13 protein-coding genes are annotated in these 16,180 nt (G+C 59.9%); 5 read left to right on the top strand and 8 right to left on the bottom strand.

From position 1 onward, the window contains the following. Positions 1-101 precede the first annotated feature (101 nt). From ubiT to LVY71_RS18030, 4 genes are read left to right on the top strand one after another with little or no spacing between them, the layout of a single operon-like run. Positions 102-656 (top strand): ubiquinone anaerobic biosynthesis accessory factor UbiT, encoded by a 555-nt coding sequence (ubiT, locus tag LVY71_RS18045; RefSeq protein WP_235101221.1) that lies wholly within the window; start codon positions 102-104, stop codon positions 654-656. Next, positions 647-1,624, top strand: coding sequence for a ubiquinone anaerobic biosynthesis protein UbiU (ubiU, locus tag LVY71_RS18040; protein ID WP_235101220.1), 978 nt, complete (start codon positions 647-649; stop codon positions 1,622-1,624). Before ubiT ends, ubiU begins: the two co-directional genes overlap by 10 nt. Before the next feature lie 49 nt (positions 1,625-1,673). Then, positions 1,674-2,618, top strand: coding sequence for a ubiquinone anaerobic biosynthesis protein UbiV (gene ubiV / locus LVY71_RS18035; protein ID WP_235101543.1), 945 nt, complete (start codon positions 1,674-1,676; stop codon positions 2,616-2,618). Continuing rightward, positions 2,615-3,061 carry a hypothetical protein gene (locus LVY71_RS18030; protein ID WP_235101219.1) on the top strand — a complete coding sequence of 149 codons (447 nt, stop codon included), beginning with the start codon at positions 2,615-2,617 and terminating at the stop codon, positions 3,059-3,061. The genes ubiV and LVY71_RS18030 overlap by 4 nt, the downstream gene beginning before the upstream one ends. A gap of 9 nt (positions 3,062-3,070) precedes the next feature. On the opposite strand, the gene hemN is transcribed toward LVY71_RS18030, so the two are convergent. From hemN to LVY71_RS17990, 8 genes are all read right to left on the bottom strand, one after another. Next, positions 3,071-4,423 (bottom strand): oxygen-independent coproporphyrinogen III oxidase, encoded by a 1,353-nt coding sequence (gene hemN, locus LVY71_RS18025; RefSeq protein ID WP_235101542.1) that lies wholly within the window; start codon positions 4,421-4,423, stop codon positions 3,071-3,073. Between the two features lie 60 nt (positions 4,424-4,483). Then, entirely contained in the window at positions 4,484-5,803 is a 1,320-nt protein-coding gene (locus tag LVY71_RS18020; RefSeq protein WP_235101218.1) for a molybdopterin molybdotransferase MoeA, read from the bottom strand. A 151-nt stretch (positions 5,804-5,954) separates the two neighbouring features. Next, a complete protein-coding gene (locus LVY71_RS18015; RefSeq protein WP_235101217.1) occupies positions 5,955-7,172 on the bottom strand; it encodes an NnrS family protein in 1,218 nt (405 codons plus the stop codon). Next, positions 7,169-7,912 (bottom strand): ABC transporter ATP-binding protein, encoded by a 744-nt coding sequence (locus LVY71_RS18010; protein WP_235101216.1) that lies wholly within the window; start codon positions 7,910-7,912, stop codon positions 7,169-7,171. Before LVY71_RS18010 ends, LVY71_RS18015 begins: the two co-directional genes overlap by 4 nt. Continuing rightward, entirely contained in the window at positions 7,909-8,727 is an 819-nt protein-coding gene (locus LVY71_RS22905; RefSeq protein ID WP_235101215.1) for an ABC transporter permease, read from the bottom strand. The genes LVY71_RS18010 and LVY71_RS22905 overlap by 4 nt, the downstream gene beginning before the upstream one ends. 10 nt (positions 8,728-8,737) lie before the next feature. Then, the gene (locus LVY71_RS18000; protein WP_235101214.1) at positions 8,738-9,709 is read right to left on the bottom strand and encodes an ABC transporter substrate-binding protein; all 972 of its coding nucleotides are present in this window, start codon (positions 9,707-9,709) and stop codon (positions 8,738-8,740) included. Positions 9,710-9,868: 159 nt separating this feature from the next. Beyond that, a complete protein-coding gene (locus LVY71_RS17995) occupies positions 9,869-12,040 on the bottom strand; it encodes a TonB-dependent receptor family protein (protein WP_235101541.1) in 2,172 nt (723 codons plus the stop codon). A 482-nt stretch (positions 12,041-12,522) separates the two neighbouring features. Beyond that, positions 12,523-13,227, bottom strand: coding sequence for a cyclic nucleotide-binding domain-containing protein (locus LVY71_RS17990; protein ID WP_283842541.1), 705 nt, complete (start codon positions 13,225-13,227; stop codon positions 12,523-12,525). 202 nt (positions 13,228-13,429) lie between these two features. On the opposite strand from LVY71_RS17990, the gene LVY71_RS17985 reads away from it, so the two are divergent. Continuing rightward, entirely contained in the window at positions 13,430-16,174 is a 2,745-nt protein-coding gene (locus LVY71_RS17985; RefSeq protein WP_235101212.1) for a nitrate/nitrite transporter, read from the top strand. Positions 16,175-16,180: the final 6 nt, after the last annotated feature.

Raw genomic sequence — 16,180 nt, 5'->3', positions numbered from 1 at the left:
CGTTGTGTCTAAGATCAGCATGAATTCTCCGCAAATTCATTGTTCTCGAACAAAGAGTCCGTTTCGGCCGGATGATATGAAGACTTAAAAGGGGAAGTCTCATGCCGGTATCCGATCCGTCTATATCGAGGGTGCCGCTTGTGTTTGCCCTAGCGGGGCGAGTCCTTCCGCTTTTCCCGTTGCAGCCGATGCTCGCCGCCTCGCTCTATGGGATACAGAAGCGGCATCCACAAATTTTCGATCGTCTCGGTGCCCATGCCGCCAAACTGTATGGGCTGGATCCGACGGACCTGCCGTTCGCCTTTGTGCTTGAGCCCAGCCGGGTGAACCCAAGGGTCACCGCAACAAGGATTCTGCCGCGACGGATTGACGTGCGGATTACGGGACCTCTTGCGGCGCTCATCGGACTCGTGGACGGGGCCTGCGACGGGGACGCGCTCTTCTTCTCGCGGGATATTCAGATCGAGGGCGATATGGAAGCGGCCGTCGCGCTGCGTAATGCGATCGATGACGCCGGGATCGACATCGTCGCCGAATCCGTGGCCTGGACGGGGCCACTGTCGCCTATCGTCGAGCGGCTCGCGCGGGGCGTCATCGGTGATCCCCCCGGACAGCAACGGAGCGATCTGGCGTCCGAGGGTGGATCATGGAACTGATCTGTCCTGCCGGAACGCCAGCCGCGCTCAAGGCCGCCGTCGAAGCAGGAGCGGATGCGGTCTATTGCGGTTTCCGCGACGAGACCAATGCGCGCAATTTTCCCGGACTTAATTTCAGTTGCGATGAACTGCGAGCCGGGATCGCTCACGCCCATAAATATGGCGTCAAGGTTCTCGTGGCCATCAACACATTCGCACGCGCGGGAGCGCTCGGCGTGTGGAAACGTGCAGTCGACGATGCTGTCGAGGCGGGTGCAGATGCTTTGATTGTCGCCGATGTCGGCGTTCTCGACTATGCGGCGCAACGTCATCCGGACCAGCGGCTTCATGTTTCGGTTCAGGCCGCCGCCGCCAATCCGGATGCAATAAATTTTTATGTAAAGGCGTTCGGAGCTCGCCGGGTCGTTTTGCCTCGCGTGCTGAGCGTGGCGGAAATCGCAGCGATTGCAAGAGAGGTCAGTTGCGAGACCGAGATCTTCGTCTTCGGTGGCCTTTGCGTCATGGAGGAGGGGCGCTGTTCGCTCTCCTCCTATGCCACGGGAAAATCCCCGAACATGGACGGTGTCTGCTCGCCCGCAAGCGATGTCCACTATCTCAAGCAGGACGGACAGCTCATCTCGCGCCTCGGCGAGTTCACGATCAACAAGTTCTCAGCGAGAGAGCCGGCGGGATACCCGACGCTGTGCAAGGGGCGTTTTCAGACCGAGTACGGAGCTGGCTACCTCTTCGAGGACCCTGTGAGTCTCGATGCAACCTCCATGCTGCCGGAATTGCAGAAAGCCGGCGTCACAGCGCTGAAAATCGAGGGGCGGCAACGCGGCCGCGCCTATATCGAGCGCGTGGTCCGCAATTTCCGTCAAACGCTTGCGGAACTGGAAGGCGGTGTTCCGGCTCCGGTCGGCGGGCTTGTCGCCTTCACCGAAGGTCAGTCGACCACAGTTGGCTCCTACCGCAAGAGTTGGCGATGATGTTCTTCATGTTCGTCGTTCGCGGCATGTCCGGGATGAGGTCACGCCGATGCAGTTGACCCTTGGGCCTGTGCTCTACAATTGGCAACCCGAGCAATGGCGCGACTTTTATTTCCGCGTTGCCGAGGAAGCACCTGTTGATGTGGTTGTGGTCGGCGAAATCGTTTGTTCGAAACGTTCGCCTTTTTTTACCGAACACATGTCAGTAGTGATCGAGCGGCTCGCGGCTTGCGGCAAGCAGGTGGTTCTCGGTTCTCTCATTCTTGTGTCACTGCAACGGGAGCGCCGGCAGATGGCGGAGCTTGCTGGAAACACAGACTTTTTGGTGGAAGCGAACGACCTGTCCTGCTTTGGGTGGCTCGCGGGGCGCCCTTATGCGATCGGCCCGTTCGTGAATATCTATAATGAGGCGACGGCGGCTTATTTCGCAGGCCGCGGGGCGCGGCGGATCTGCCTGCCCCCGGAATTGCCGATGGACTCGATCCGGACCATCGCCACTGCTTTGCCCGATGTCACGACGGAGGTCTTTGCCTTTGGCCGCGTGCCGCTCGCTATTTCCGCGCGCTGTTATCATGCCCGCCTTCACAAGCTCTCGAAGGACAATTGCCGCTTCGTTTGTGAGAAAGACCCTGACGGGCTGGCTGTGACCACGCTCGACGGCGAGCCATTTCTCGCCATGAACGGAGTGCAGACCATGTCTCATACCTGCGCCAACCTGCTGGGGGAGGTGGAAGACCTCGCCGCAGCCGGCGTGGGTGCGCTTCGTCTGTCGCCGCAGCAATGCGATATGGTCGCGGTTGCCCGGGTTTTCCGCGACGTGCTCGACGGCAATCGGGAGCATGAGGACGCGACTCGCGCGCTATCACAGATTTATCCCGATGTTCCGTTCGCGAATGGCTTCGTGCATGGACAGCCGGGGGCGGCGTTTATCACGAGTACGGGAGAAGTCGGCCGGAAGGCCGGCCAGATACAGGTGCGAGGCGCAGTGCAATGAGGCAGGACAACACGGTGGTGATGCGATCTGGAAAGGAAACGGTTATGGTTGAACAAGGCCGGACCTGTGAAACGCTGGATATGATCGCGCGGCTACAAGTTGTACTGACACGTGCAGATCTTGACTGTAGTTGCCGGGAGCTTCTAAGCGGTGCACTCGAACGGTTCTCGGATTTTGAGGCGCAGCGTCTCTCGAGACGATCGCTGCTTCGTGCACGCGATCACAAGGACCGCATCGCTGCCATTTTGGCGCTTCTCTCCGAACTCAACCAACTGACTGAGAACGAGAAGGACCGCACGGTTTTCGTGGAAATGGCGCTGCTGTTCGACGAGATCGGCCAATCGGCGGTAGCGGGCGCGGCTGCCTTGCGCGACATTGATCCGCCGAAGGTGACCTGTCCGCGCGATGAATTGCCGTGCGCGGTCAGCGTGCTCCGGCGGTAGTTGCCGGCTTCAGACGGCGCGGCTGTAGACCGGGCCAGATGTCCCGATATAGGCATCGAACGCGGAGGCAACGCTGCGCACCAGATGGCGCGCGTCATCCGTCACCGAAAGAACCGGTCCTTCGAGATGAATGACGCCATCGGCAATCAGTGTGTGCAGGCGGGTGGCCGACTGTAGAACGGTATCCGACGTCGTGCCGTGCCTGGTGCAAACCTGCTGCAGGTCGACTCGGAAGTCGCACATGATGCGTTCGATAATGTCGGCACGCAGGCGGTCATCGGCAGTGAGCGCATAGCCCTTCCGGGTTGCCAGATCGCCGCGGTCGATCTGCATGCAATAGGATCGGGTGGCCGCATCATTCTGGACGTAACCCTGCTCAAGCCGCCCAATGGCGCTTGCGCCGAAGCCGATCAGAACGTCGCTGGTGTCTGTGGTATAACCCTGAAAATTCCGGTGGAGGGTTCCGGCCGCCTGTGCTGTCACTAAATCATCACCCGGAAGCGCAAAGTGATCGAGACCGATCTGGCGATAGCCCGCATTGGTCAGGGAGCAGGCGATCATGTTTGCCTGCAGGTGGCGATTGGCTCCGTCGGGCAGCTCGGCTTCGTCGATCTTGCGCTGGTGTTTCTTGAACGAGGGGACGTGGGCATAGCCGAAAACCGAAAAGCGATCGGGGCGAAGCTGAAGGCATTTCCGCACCGTATCGAAACACGACGCTACGGTCTGGTTCGGCAAGCCGTAGATCAGGTCGAAGTTGATGCCGCGCACGCCCGCCGCGCGCAGGCCTTCAGCCGCGGCGGCGGTATCTTCAAAGCTTTGAACACGATTGATGGCGTGTTGCACGGTAGGGTCGAAACTCTGCACGCCGAGGCTGGCTCGCGTGACACCGCTCGCACCAAGTTCAAGAATCATTTCGCGGGTGAGTGTGCGCGGGTCGATCTCGATGGCCACTTCCGCGCCTGGAAGAAGCGTGAATTTGTCCCGCAGAAGTTTCATCAACTCTGAAAACTGTGCGGGCGACATAATCGTCGGCGTTCCCCCGCCGAAATGTACGTGGCTGACGCGGAGCGGCCCTGCGGTATCACCTGCCACCATGTCGATCTCGCGCTGCAGCGCCCCAAGATATTCTGCGACAGGTTCTGCGCGCCTGGCAATCGTCGTGTTGCAACCGCAATACCAGCACATGGATCGGCAGAAGGGAATGTGCAGATACAGCGAAACCGTGCGCTCCTGCGGAATCGATGCAAGCCACTGACGATAGGTCTGCTGCGAGATCGTGGCCGAAAAATGCGGTGCAGTCGGATAGCTCGTATAGCGCGGCAGACGTTCTTCGCCATAGCGAATGTTGAGATCGGAGCGCATGTGCGTGGGCCGATGAATGTTCAACAGAAAATCTCGTCGTGCATGATGAAGCCGGTGCTCCTACAGGGCAAACCATCCGACCAGATCGCCCGGCTTGACGCCTTCGCAATCGGGGCTGAGCACAGCAAAGCCTTCGGCTTTGCTCAGAAGGAAGAGCTTTCCGGAGTTTGGCCTTGGCAGCAAATCCACAAGTGGCGCTCCGTGCGCGTTATATCCCTTAAGGAGGGCGGGCAGGTAGGTCGCTCTTCCGGTTCGGCATGTCCAGGTGAAATCTGCAATCACAGGACGTACAGGTTCTTCCTGCTGTTTCAGACCGGCCCATGCCTGCAACAAACCCTCTACCACAACGCGGAATGTCGTGAACACGGCCCCCGGATTGCCCGGAAGACCGACAAAGGCGGCCTGACCGATTTGGCCGAGCGTCAGCGGCTTCCCGGGCTTGATCGCAACCCGGGTGACTGCAATCGTTCCATCGCATCGGTGAACGACGTCAGCCATATGGTCTTCATCACCCACAGAAACACCGCCTGTGGTGATAACCACGTCGGCTTGCGCGGCGGCTTCAAGCATTCGGGCGCGCAATGCTTTCGGTTCGTCATGACAGGCGCCGAGGTCGATCAACTCGATCCATGGCTTGTCCAGCAGGCCCCGCAAAATGTAGCGGTTTGAATTGTAGATCTCTCCGGGCGCGATGTTCTCCCCGGGCTGGCGCAATTCGGATCCGGTCGAGAACATGGCAACGCGGAGTCTGCGGAACACTTCGACCTGCGCTACCCCCGCCGATGCCGCGACGCCCATCGCCCGCGCGTCCATCAGACTGCCGCGCGCGATGAGTGTGTCGCCGGTCTGGACGTCCTCGCCGCGAAGCCTGATGTTCTCGCCACGTCGTGGAAGGCGGTTGATTGCGACAATGTCGCCTTCGCGTCGCACTTCTTCCTGGGCGATGACGGCATTTGCGCCCGGTGGGATCGGCGCTCCGGTCAGAATCCGCACCGCCGTGCGAGTTTTCAGTGGGATATCTTCCTTCGTGCGGCTTGCTGCGATGTGTCCGATCACTCTCAATTTTACCGGAAAGGCACCGCCCATATCTTCGGCGTCGACGGCATAGCCATCCATCGCACTGTAATCGAAGCGAGGCTGTGGCGAGGATGCGGTGAGGGTCTGCGCGAGAACACGTCCCGATGCGTGCGCAAGATCGACGACTTCCGTCGTGACCGGCAATCTCAGCGTCAGCCCTTTCTCGATCGCGAGATCGACCGGAAGCAGCGTTTCGTGGTCATGATCCGGGCCCGCCGGCTGCAAGAGATCTTGCAGATGGCCGCCGCGCCGCCGTTGCGTCACGGGCGGCGATATCTCCGGCAACTTGCGAGGATGACCCATATTGCGCTCCATTTCCCCTGCAAGGGAACGATGCCCAACTCTGCGAGGGATCATCGCAGCGCAACCTCTAGCAAGTCCTCAGGGCTGCACTTTGCGCTAACTCAATGCCATGCGGTCATTTTTGTGCGGGTATGCATGCCTTTCGCGGCAGCTATTCGCAGCCGTTTGCCTCATTTATGGGGCTCATCAGGAGCGGCAAAAACCCGGCGAGCCAGATGCCGTACGCAGCCGACCATAATACGGCGCTCAGCCCGTAATGGAGGCCGGTGAGCGACGGACCGATACCCAGTTCGGGCAAGATACGCACGATACTGGCGCATATCATTAGCGCCACAGCCGCATGGGCCTGCCAGGGCAGGACCAGCGGGCGGCCGGTATGGCGCAAGCCGGCGATGATGAAAACAGCCAGCACCGCGAGACCGAGGCTGCCGACCGACAGCATGTGCAATCCCGTCGCCACCGCGACCGGTGCTCCAAGGCCGGAGAGGCCGATCAGCAGAAAACCTCCTCCGGCAAAGGCGTTGGCGGCCGCGAGCGCGACCACCTGCGTTCGCAGAACGGCCGTGCCGATGAACCATTCAGCCAGCCGGTCGAAGAAGGTCGCGGCAGCAGCGAGGGCGAGGTAGGCGGGTGCGGTGGAGTACGGAAACGCCAGCGCTGCGACGGCATAGATCGACACCATGCCGGCGGCGAGGTTCTGGCGGCCCGGATGCGGGCGATAGGGCGTCGTCTCGCCGCTCGGATCGAGCGCGAGATTGATCACGACGACGTTAATGCGGGCGACAGCCAGCGCGAAGAACACCAGAAATACGATCAGCGCGGTCTGGAGAAGCTGCCCCGCCAGATCGATCATTCCGGTCAGCCATGCCATGCGTATGCTCAGCTCGGCGAGCGCGAACAATCCGACCCAGACGGCGAAGGATGCATGCCGGGTGCTGCGCCGATCCAGCAAGGGTTTCATCACGTACCAGAACAGCAGCAACAGGAAGGCGACGTCCGTGACGCAGGCGGGAAAAACAAATGCCTCGATGCCGAGAAGTCCGACGATTCGCCCCGGCAGCCAGAGCATCAGCAGCCACAAGAGCGCCCAGTCCCGGCGAGGTTTCGTGTCCGTCCATTCGGGAACGGCTGAGGTCAGGAAACCGGCGAGTGCCGCGCCGTAGGTGCCGAAGATCATCTCGTGCGCATGCCATTGATGGGGCGGAATGGCATGGGTGTAGGGGAGCGAAAATCCGAACAGCGTCACCCAGATCAGCGGCGACAGCATCGCGTGGAGTGCCGCGACCGGAAAGAACAGCAGCAGTCCTTCGACCAGCAGCGGATGGCGGCGAATGCATGTCTGCGTCTCTTCGAATAGTGCAGTTGTCACGGTAGCTCTTTTCTTTCGCCATTGAACAATTCTGAAAATGCCGGATCACGCGACCACGTTTCCACCAGATCGAAAACGGCACGGTCGCTGCGTTCGCCGGGCCGGCCGTCGATGCGGCGTTCGGTGACGAATCCCGTGCCGCCTTCCGACAGCACGACCAGACGGTTGGCGACGCGAACCGCCTCCGAGAGGTCGTGGGTGACGAACAGCGCGGAAAAATGCTCCCGCGCGGCGACCGCAATCACGAGATCCTGAAGTACGCGCTTGAGGCCGACATCGACCGCTGTGAACGGCTCATCGAAGAAGATCACATCGGGATCGACCGCCAGAGCCCGCGCCACGGCGGCGCGCTGACGCATACCGCCGGACAGTTCGACGGGATACTTGTCGAGGTCGCTGGGATGAAGTCCGACTTCGCGCGCGCGCCGTTCCGTGATCTCGCGGTGGGAGGTTTTTCTGCCCTCCGTTGTGCGCAGTCCGTAGGAAATATTGTCGCGGGCTGTCATCCACGGCAGCAGCCGCGCGTCCTGAAAGACGACCGCATGACGTCGATAGGATCTGCGGATTCGTCCCCGCAGCGGATCGACAAGACCCGCCGCGATTTGCAGCAGCGTGGTCTTTCCGGAACCGGAAGGACCGAGCAGGGCGACGACCTCGCCAGGCGCCAGCGAGAAATCAAGTTTCTCGAATACTGCCCGGCCGAGGAAGGCATGGCCGATTCCTTCCAGCACCAGCTTCATCGCTTGATCCCCCATGGCAGACCGGCTTCGCGCCAGTTCTCCAGACGGTCGCGGATCGGGTTCAGCAGCATGTATTCAGTGAACAGAGCAAAGGCGACGGTCACCGCGATCAGCGCCATTACGCGTGGGATATCGAACAGCGCGCGGGCGGTGGCGAGTTCGCCGCCGATGCCGCCCGAATTCGACAGCAGTTCCGCCATCACGGTGACCTTCCATGCGGTGCCAGCCGTCGTGGTCCATGCCGGAAAGAGATATGAGACAAGATGAGGCGTGGTGATGGTGCGAAAGCGCATCCAGGCACCGGCCCCGAAGGAGCGGGCCATCATGTCCAGCGCTCGGTCGCGGGTGGCGACGCCTTGCTGGCCGCCGGCGAATGAAATCGGCAGCGCCGCGACGATCACCGTCAGAACGGCCGACCCGCCGTTCGATCCGAACCAGATCAGCGCAAGCACGATCCAGGCGATCGGAGGCACGCCGAGGATCACGGTGACGATTGGTCTTGTCAGCCGCATCGCCGCAAACGAAAAACCGGCAAGGATCCCAGCGGCGCTGCCGAATGTGACCGCGAGCGCAAAGCCTGCCAGCGAGCGGCTCGCGGTTTCGCTTGCTGCTTTCGCAAAACCGGACTCCCGACTGATACTACCAACTGCGTAAAGCGTTTCCAGCGGCGAGGGCAGGACGAACGAGCCATAGATTTCATGTCCTGCCTGCCATACGGCGGCCAGACAGAACAGGCCAGCGGCACCGGCCCATCCCGACCATAGATAGCGGGCGGCCCACGCAGCGAAGGCGAGGCTATGCGTGGCTATTTTCACTGTATTTGCCTCATAAGGCGTAGAACTTGTCGTCGGGATTCTTTCCGCCGATGATGCGCGGGTCTTCCTTGGCAAGCACGTCGAACAGCGTCGTGAGATCGGTGCGGGCTGTCGTGGCGCGCTCTACGACAAGATTGCTGAACTCGATGGAACGTTCGATGACTGTCGCGGGAAGTCCGAATTCCGGGGCCGCGATGCTTGCGGCTGCGGAGGGGTTGTCGATCACGGCGCGCACAGCGGTCTCGAGTGCCTGTTGAAGTGCGACGATGCCATCGGCTCCGATCTGCGCGGTGAGTTTATCGGTCACCGCAAGTCCTGCTTGCGGCATCGTCGCGCTGCCTGTCATCGCTGCCCAAAGTTTTTGGCAATCTATGGCGCGCTCGAGGTTTTTCCATGCCGTCCACTTCGCGCGCAGGATAGAGCCGCTGCATGCCGGCTCGGAAAGCAGCGCTGCGTCCACGCGACCGGCCACCAGCAACTGCACGGCTTCCGGTGGAGTGCCTGAATATTCGATGGTGAAGTCCGACAGTTGTAGATTTTCTGCGGCCAGCAGGCGGCGGAAAATGAAATCAGGCATATCGTTGCGGAACGGCACAGCTACGCGCTTGCCCTTCAGGCTGGCAAGATCCGTCACCGTTCCGGATGGCGCCACGACATAGAGCAAGCCGCGTGTCATGACATTAGCAAGCCGCACTCCTAGACCCCGATTGTAAAGATTTGCGGCGACATAGGTCGGAACCAACGCCGCTGTCATGTTGCCGGAGCTAAGGCCGGCCCGCATTTCATCGGGCGTCTTCCAGGTCTTGAACGACGCGCCGGGCGCGACGTCCTTGAGAAGCCCATCCGCGATGGCCTGCGCGAGAATGATCGACGGAGCAGCGGGTGGCCCCCACAGTGTCAGCGGCTCGGTGGCTCGCCCAATGCGGGGAGATGTCAGGATCGCCGTCGAGAGGGCGGTGACGAATGTGCGGCGATTCAACATGGCAGGCCTCCTGGATTTTGCAGGCGATGCCTGCATCGAAAACGGCAGTGACGGTCCCGGCGCTGCATGTCAGCGTCGCGACCGGCATCAGCACGATCTGTTCAGAACCCGATGCAGCCTTTGGCTTTTGATGGATCGCGATTCATCTTTCGGGATGCGCTAGAATGCGGCTTTGATGCCTCCGTAGTAGCCCCGGCCGTCTGCAGGCAGGAACGTGGCTTGGTCAGGCCGCGACGCTCGGTCGACGACCAGCGTCGATCCGGCGTAGGTCTCGTTGAAGAGGTTGGTGACTTCCGCGAACAGTGTGAAGTGGCGGTCGATCTTGTATTCCGTCCGCAGGTCGACGACCACGTAAGGATCGGCGAACAGCGTGTTGGCGTTATCGACCGGCGTCTTGTCAGGGCTCCAGCGCACCGCGCTCTGCAGCTTCCACGCATCGGTGGCCTGATATTGCAGGATCGTATTGATGAGGTGCCGCGGTGCACCCGCAAGGCGGTTGTTGTTGAACGACACATCGTCGCGGAAGCGGAAATCCTGGTAAGTATAGGCGACGCGGGCGCTCAACTGCTGAGTCAGATTGGCTCCGACACCGAGTTCGATGCCGAAATGCGAGGTCCGGTCCGCGTTGACTGCGCCAAGTGGAGCACCTGTCGCGTCGCGCAGACTGAGCAGTTCGTTCTGGATCCATGAATAATAGGTCACCGCATCCCACGAGACGTTGGAGAAACGGCCGCGCCAGCCGCCTTCAACCGTTGTCGCAGTCTGGGCGTTCAGGTCCGGAGTGCTAAAAGCCTGTATCTGTAACGGCGCCGTCGGATTGCGACTGGGGCTTGAGTTGGGCGTGCCGTTGATTGTCGCGATCAGGTCGTCATGGGTCGGCGGTTCGAAGCTGTGGCTCACCGCTGCAAATACTGTGTGGTTGTTGTCGGGCCGGTAGCTCAAGGCCAGGCTCGGGTTCCAACCCGAGTAAGTTCGGCTGTAGGATGTATTGGTTGCCGGATTGGCCCCGGATATCAACGTCGCACCGTTGTACTGGATCCACGGCCGCGTCGCGAGATTGTAGAGGTCTTTGTTGTCGCGCGTTGCATGGGAATAGGAGATCGACGGCGAGGCGTAGATCGCTTGCCACACAGGCACGTTCAGGCCCGAATAGAGCGAGAACGTCGAGGCGTCGAGGTCATTGGCGCCGAACATTGCACCGGTCTGGCCACCCTGATTGAGATAATAACCGCGGCTGGCGGATCCCACGGTGTATTGGGCCGTACTTTCAAACAGCGGCAGCAGCGCCGCCTCGTTCGGTTTGTAGGCGTAACGCACGAGGCCGGTGAAGTCGCCGCCCTTGGTGGTACGCACGCCCGAAGAGATCGGGAACCGGAACATGTCGTCGGTATAGGTATAGCCGAGTGCGACGTCGAAGATGTGTGCGCCGAACGTTGCGGTGGTGCGGGATCCCAGCAGCAACTGGTCTGCTTCCCGCCGTGGCTTGTCACGGACGACGTTTGGGCCGGGATTGATGCCGCCCACGCCGGGTCCTGTGCCGACCTGCCGCGGATTGGTTTCCATCTGCAGCTTGGATAGCGGGCCCGCGACGTCGAAACCGAGATCGGTGTATCCGGCAAAGAAGCGTGTGGTCACGTTCTCCGACAATTCGATACCGACATTGCCGTTGACGCTGACCCGCTGCGACTCGTTGTAGTCGCGAAAACCGTCACGCCGGCTGATGTCGGCCTGAATCAAGGCGTCGACATTGTCTTTCTTGCCGCCGGCCTGTGCTCCAAAGCCGAACTGCCCGAAGCTGCCTCCGCTGATAGTGGCCTTGGTGCCGGGTGATTTGGATCCTGTCGGCGAGGCAAAATTGATGGCGCCCCCGAGCACAGTCGCGCCAAGCCGGTTGGCCATGTAGCCGCGATAGATCTCGATCGATTCAGCCTGCTGCGGATTGGCGAAGCCGACGATGTAGGAGCCGTCAGCGCGATTGATGGGAAGGCCATTCTGAAGAACCAGGATGCCGCGTTCCACCGGGTTCTGCTGAAGGCCTGAGCCGCGAATCTGCACGCGCGGCTGATCGCTGCCGCCGAAGAAATCCTGGACGACAACGCCCGGAACGCTGCTGAGGGCTCTGGACAAGGTGAGATTGGCCGTGTCGGGCATGTCGCTGGCGGTGATCAGCGCCACGCCACCCGGAAGAGCATTCAATCGTTCGCGTAAGGAAGATGATGACGCAGATGCGCTCTGGGAGCTTTCGACATTGATAGGCTCAAGTGTCATCGTCGCGCCGGGCGCCGCCGATTGGGCAAAGCAAACCTGACTGGCGGTGGTGCACATCAACATCGCGATCGTCAGAGGCGTGATGACCTTCGATCGTGCGGTTGGCAAATGCGTCTCAGTCGCAATCGTATGCCGTAAAAATTTCTGCTTCATTCCGGTTGCCCCGTTCACCCCGCACCGCGTGCAAAGATAAGTTTTTAGATTTGCTCTAAAAGATGCATCGTAAATACATCTTTTAGAATGAAGTTCACGCGACACTGCATTTGTCAATATCGCGCGGTGACGCTATCGCCCGACATGAATTGCCGGGAAGTGATCTGGATGGCGGGTGGGCTGTCTGGATCAGATGTTAGTTACGGGATTTTCATGCGCCGTTGTTTGCGTTGAAACAAATAACGGGGGCTCGATGCTTACATTTGATCGATTTTAAATCAGCGGACGCTTGGCGGGATTTTGACGCGGACAGTTCGCGACCGCTTTGACAATGCTCTGCCAGAGCGAAGAATTTTCCAGGTTATTGTACGAACCGACGATGGCTTGTTGATTTACGAGGTTGGATCATCGATCAGACGCTGTGGACGCGCGAAGAGAGCGAGTTGATCCTTATCGTCGATGACGATCTCGCGCCCTCGAATCCGGACACCGTGCTCAGTCAGATATGCGAGATTTCGCGACAGGTTTTCCCGGGTGGTGCCGATATGTGAGGCCAGTGTACCCCGGTCGAACGGAATGACGACGTTTCCGTGATGAATGTCCTTCCGGGCTTCGGCCAAGATCCAGTTGGCAAGCCGTTCGACGCTGGATCTGGCCATGTATCCTTTGAGCTTCTTGACCGCGCCCCGGTAAGCGAACGCAAGTTCTTTTGCGACCATGCGGGCAAACGCCACATCCTGATCGAAAATCTCGCGCACCCGCATGGCCGGAATAAGCAGAACGCGTGATTCCACCAGAGTTCTCGCCGAATTCAAATAGGGCTGGTCGCTGACGATGGCTGCCAGAATGAATGTGGAAACCGGACTGACCAGCGAGATGCCCCATTCCCCGCCGTCCTGCTCCGTATAGATCTCTGCGAGGCCGTCGATCAGCACATGCAGAAAGTCGGCTTGAGCCCCCTCGTGAATCAGGACGACACCAGCAGGAAACTGCTGGAGCAGTGCGGCATCCAGCAAACGCTCCAGACTTTCTGGGCTCATTTCGGAGAACAGTGGCAATTCCTGCAACTGTTGGAGCTCATGGGGACGCAATGGCATCGCTCCGTTTCAGGACAGCCAGAACATTGTGATATTTATCAATTGTGAATGCAACAAACATCATTTTGCAGTGCGCATAAAATCAAGTCGCGATGCCAATTTTTATATAAGTCACAGCTGACTATCCCCCGCTTGATCCAGCGCAAATCAATTCCGGTCTTAAGAAGCGATCTCCAATCCATACGGGTTTTGGAGATGCACGATGAACGGGTCAAGTCCAGTCAGCACCGCTTCAGGTCGGGCGCTTTGGCTTTCGACTATTGCTTTTACAATCTGCTTTGCAGTTTGGACAATTTTCTCGATCATCGGCATCCGCATCAAGCAGGAGCTGGGTCTTAACGAAACCCAGTTCGGGCTTCTGGTCGGCACGCCCATTCTGAGCGGATCGCTCATCCGGCTGGTTCTCGGTGTGTGGACCGATCAGTACGGCGGTAGACGCATTTACACGGTCGTCATGCTGGCGGCGGCAGTCGCCACTTACATGCTGACGTGGGCACATACCTACCCGCAGTTTCTGATCGCCGCACTTTTCGTGGGCATCGCCGGTGGCTCGTTTGCGGTCGGTGTTGCCTACGTGTCGCGTTTCTATCCGGCTGGCAAGCAGGGGACGGCGCTTGGTATCTTCGGCGCGGGCAACGTCGGAGCTGCGGTCACCAAGTTCGTGGCGCCGTTCGTGCTGGTTGCTTACGGCTGGCAGACAGTCGCGCAAGTCTGGGCGCTAGCGATCGGCGCGATGGGTATCATCTTCTGGCTGTTCTCGCAGGAGGACCCGGTTGTCCTCGAGCGTCGCAGAAATCATGAGAAGCCGAAGAGTGCCTGGCTGGAGCTTGAGTCGCTCAAGAATATCCAGGTCTGGCGTTTCTCGCTTTATTACTTCTTTGTGTTCGGTGCGTTCGTCGCCCTTTCGCTGTGGCTGCCGCAGTATCTGATCAACGTCTACGGCGTGAATATCAAAACGGCGGGCATGGTCGCGGCGATGTTCTCGTTTCCCGCCAGCGTATTCCGTGCCTATGGCGGACATCTTTCAGATCGTTACGGCGCGCGCCGGGTGATGTACTGGACATTCCTTGTGGGAGTGGTTTGTACGTTCATTTTGTCTTATCCGCCGGCCGACTACGTCGTGCGGACGACAACAGGCCCGGTGAGCTTCCATATGGAAATGGGCCTGGTGCCCTTCACTGTTCTTGTTTTCGTGCTGGGCTTCTTCATGGCGCTGGGCAAGGCGGCCGTCTTCAAGCACATCCCTGTCTATTATCCAAAGCACGTCGGCGCCGTCGGCGGACTCGTCGGTATGATCGGCGGACTCGGTGGCTTCGTGCTTCCGATTGTGTTCGGCGCGTTGAACGATCTTACTGGGCTGTGGACGAGCTGTTTCATGCTGCTGTTCGTTCTGGTGGCCGCTTCACTTGCCTGGATGCATCTTGCGATCCGGCAGATGGAACGTGGTGCTTCCAGCGAAGCGCTGAAAAAGCTGCCCGAATTTCCGGAAATGGAAGAAATCCACAAGCCGGAACATGTCGGTGCGCTGTCGGGCGCGGTGCTGACCGACTGGCGTCCCGAGGACAAGACGTTCTGGGATACGACTGGGCGCGCGATCGCGCGGCGCAACCTGTGGATCTCGATCCCTTCGCTGCTGCTGTCGTTCGCGATCTGGCAGGTATGGTCGGTGGTCGTGGCAAAATTGCCAGCGGTTGGCTTCAAGTTCACCACGGCGGAGTTGTTCTGGCTGGCCGCTTTGCCGGGTATTTCCGGCGCGGTGCTGCGCATCTTCTACTCGTTCATGGTGCCGATCTTCGGGGGACGGTTGTGGACCACGCTGGCGACCTGGTCGTTAATGATCCCGGCCATCGGCATCGGCTATGCCGTGCAGAATCCGTCGACGCCTTACGCGCTGTTCCTCGTGCTTGCGCTGCTGTGCGGACTGGGCGGAGGAAACTTTGCGTCGTCGATGGCGAACATTTCGTTCTTCTTCCCACGTTCCGAAAAGGGCAATGCGCTCGCGCTCAACGCCGGACTGGGCAATCTCGGGGTCAGTACCGTACAGTTCGTGGTGCCGATTGTGATTACGGCTGGTGTATTTGGCTGGTTCGGCGGCGATCCGGCTATGGTGACGAGCGGAACGCAGCAGGCGCCGCTGTGGCTGCAGAATGCCGGCTTCATCTGGGTGCCGTTCATTGCCGCGAGCGCTTTCGCTGCATGGTTCGGGATGAACGACATCGCCTCGGCGAAGGCGTCCTTCGCTGACCAGGCTGTTATTTTCCAGCGCAAGCACAACTGGATTATGTGCTGGCTCTATACCGGTACTTTCGGTTCGTTCATCGGCTACTCTGCAGGCTTCCCGCTGCTGGCGAAAACACAATTCCCGGCCGTTGATGCATTGCCGTTCGTCTTCCTCGGACCGCTGGTTGGTGCGCTGTCGCGCTCCGCGACCGGCTGGGTCGCTGACCGGTGGGGCGGTGGGCGCGTCACCTTGTGGGTGTTCTTCGCGATGATGCTTGGTGTTGGCGGAATTCTCTACTTCATCGGCATCAAGGATCAGCCGGGAGCGTTCTGGGGTTTCTTCGCCATGTTCTTGTTCCTGTTCTTTGCGACGGGCGTTGGCAACGCGTCGACCTTCCAGATGATCCCGAACATCATGCGCAAGGAGATCGACCGCTTGATGCCTGGCGCCGATGTCACGACGCGCATGCGCCAGGCGGAAAAGGAATCGGCCGCGATTACCGGCTTTACCTCAGCTATCGCCGCATTCGGTGCATTCTTCATTCCGAAATCTTACGGAACGTCGATCGATCTCACCGGCGGCGTTCAGGCGGCGCTATGGGGTTTCTTTATCTTCTACGTGACGTGCGTCCTGATTACCTGGGTCGTCTACACCCGCAAGGGCGGCCTGCTTTATGACATCGAACGGCGTGGCGTAGCGACGTCCGTCACACAGCCAGCTCAGTAAGGAGAG

This window comes from Bradyrhizobium sp. G127 (assembly GCF_021502575.1).
Taxonomy (GTDB): domain Bacteria; phylum Pseudomonadota; class Alphaproteobacteria; order Rhizobiales; family Xanthobacteraceae; genus Afipia.
This window is presented reverse-complemented; position numbering and strand designations above follow the sequence as displayed.

What these genes read in the sequence shown, in the direction of transcription:
- ubiU (WP_235101220.1), top strand. Translation starts at nt 647, where the DNA reads ATGGAACTGATCTGTCCTGCCGGAACGCCAGCCGCGCTCAAGGCCGCC.
- LVY71_RS18020 (WP_235101218.1), bottom strand. Translation starts at nt 5,803, where the DNA reads ATGGGTCATCCTCGCAAGTTGCCGGAGATATCGCCGCCCGTGACGCAA.
- LVY71_RS17990 (WP_283842541.1), bottom strand. Translation starts at nt 13,227, where the DNA reads ATGCCATTGCGTCCCCATGAGCTCCAACAGTTGCAGGAATTGCCACTG.
- ubiV (WP_235101543.1), top strand. Translation starts at nt 1,674, where the DNA reads ATGCAGTTGACCCTTGGGCCTGTGCTCTACAATTGGCAACCCGAGCAA.
- LVY71_RS18010 (WP_235101216.1), bottom strand. Translation starts at nt 7,912, where the DNA reads ATGAAGCTGGTGCTGGAAGGAATCGGCCATGCCTTCCTCGGCCGGGCA.
- hemN (WP_235101542.1), bottom strand. Translation starts at nt 4,423, where the DNA reads ATGCGCTCCGATCTCAACATTCGCTATGGCGAAGAACGTCTGCCGCGC.
- ubiT (WP_235101221.1), top strand. Translation starts at nt 102, where the DNA reads ATGCCGGTATCCGATCCGTCTATATCGAGGGTGCCGCTTGTGTTTGCC.
- LVY71_RS18030 (WP_235101219.1), top strand. Translation starts at nt 2,615, where the DNA reads ATGAGGCAGGACAACACGGTGGTGATGCGATCTGGAAAGGAAACGGTT.
- LVY71_RS17995 (WP_235101541.1), bottom strand. Translation starts at nt 12,040, where the DNA reads ATGTTGATGTGCACCACCGCCAGTCAGGTTTGCTTTGCCCAATCGGCG.
- LVY71_RS18000 (WP_235101214.1), bottom strand. Translation starts at nt 9,709, where the DNA reads ATGTTGAATCGCCGCACATTCGTCACCGCCCTCTCGACGGCGATCCTG.
- LVY71_RS17985 (WP_235101212.1), top strand. Translation starts at nt 13,430, where the DNA reads ATGAACGGGTCAAGTCCAGTCAGCACCGCTTCAGGTCGGGCGCTTTGG.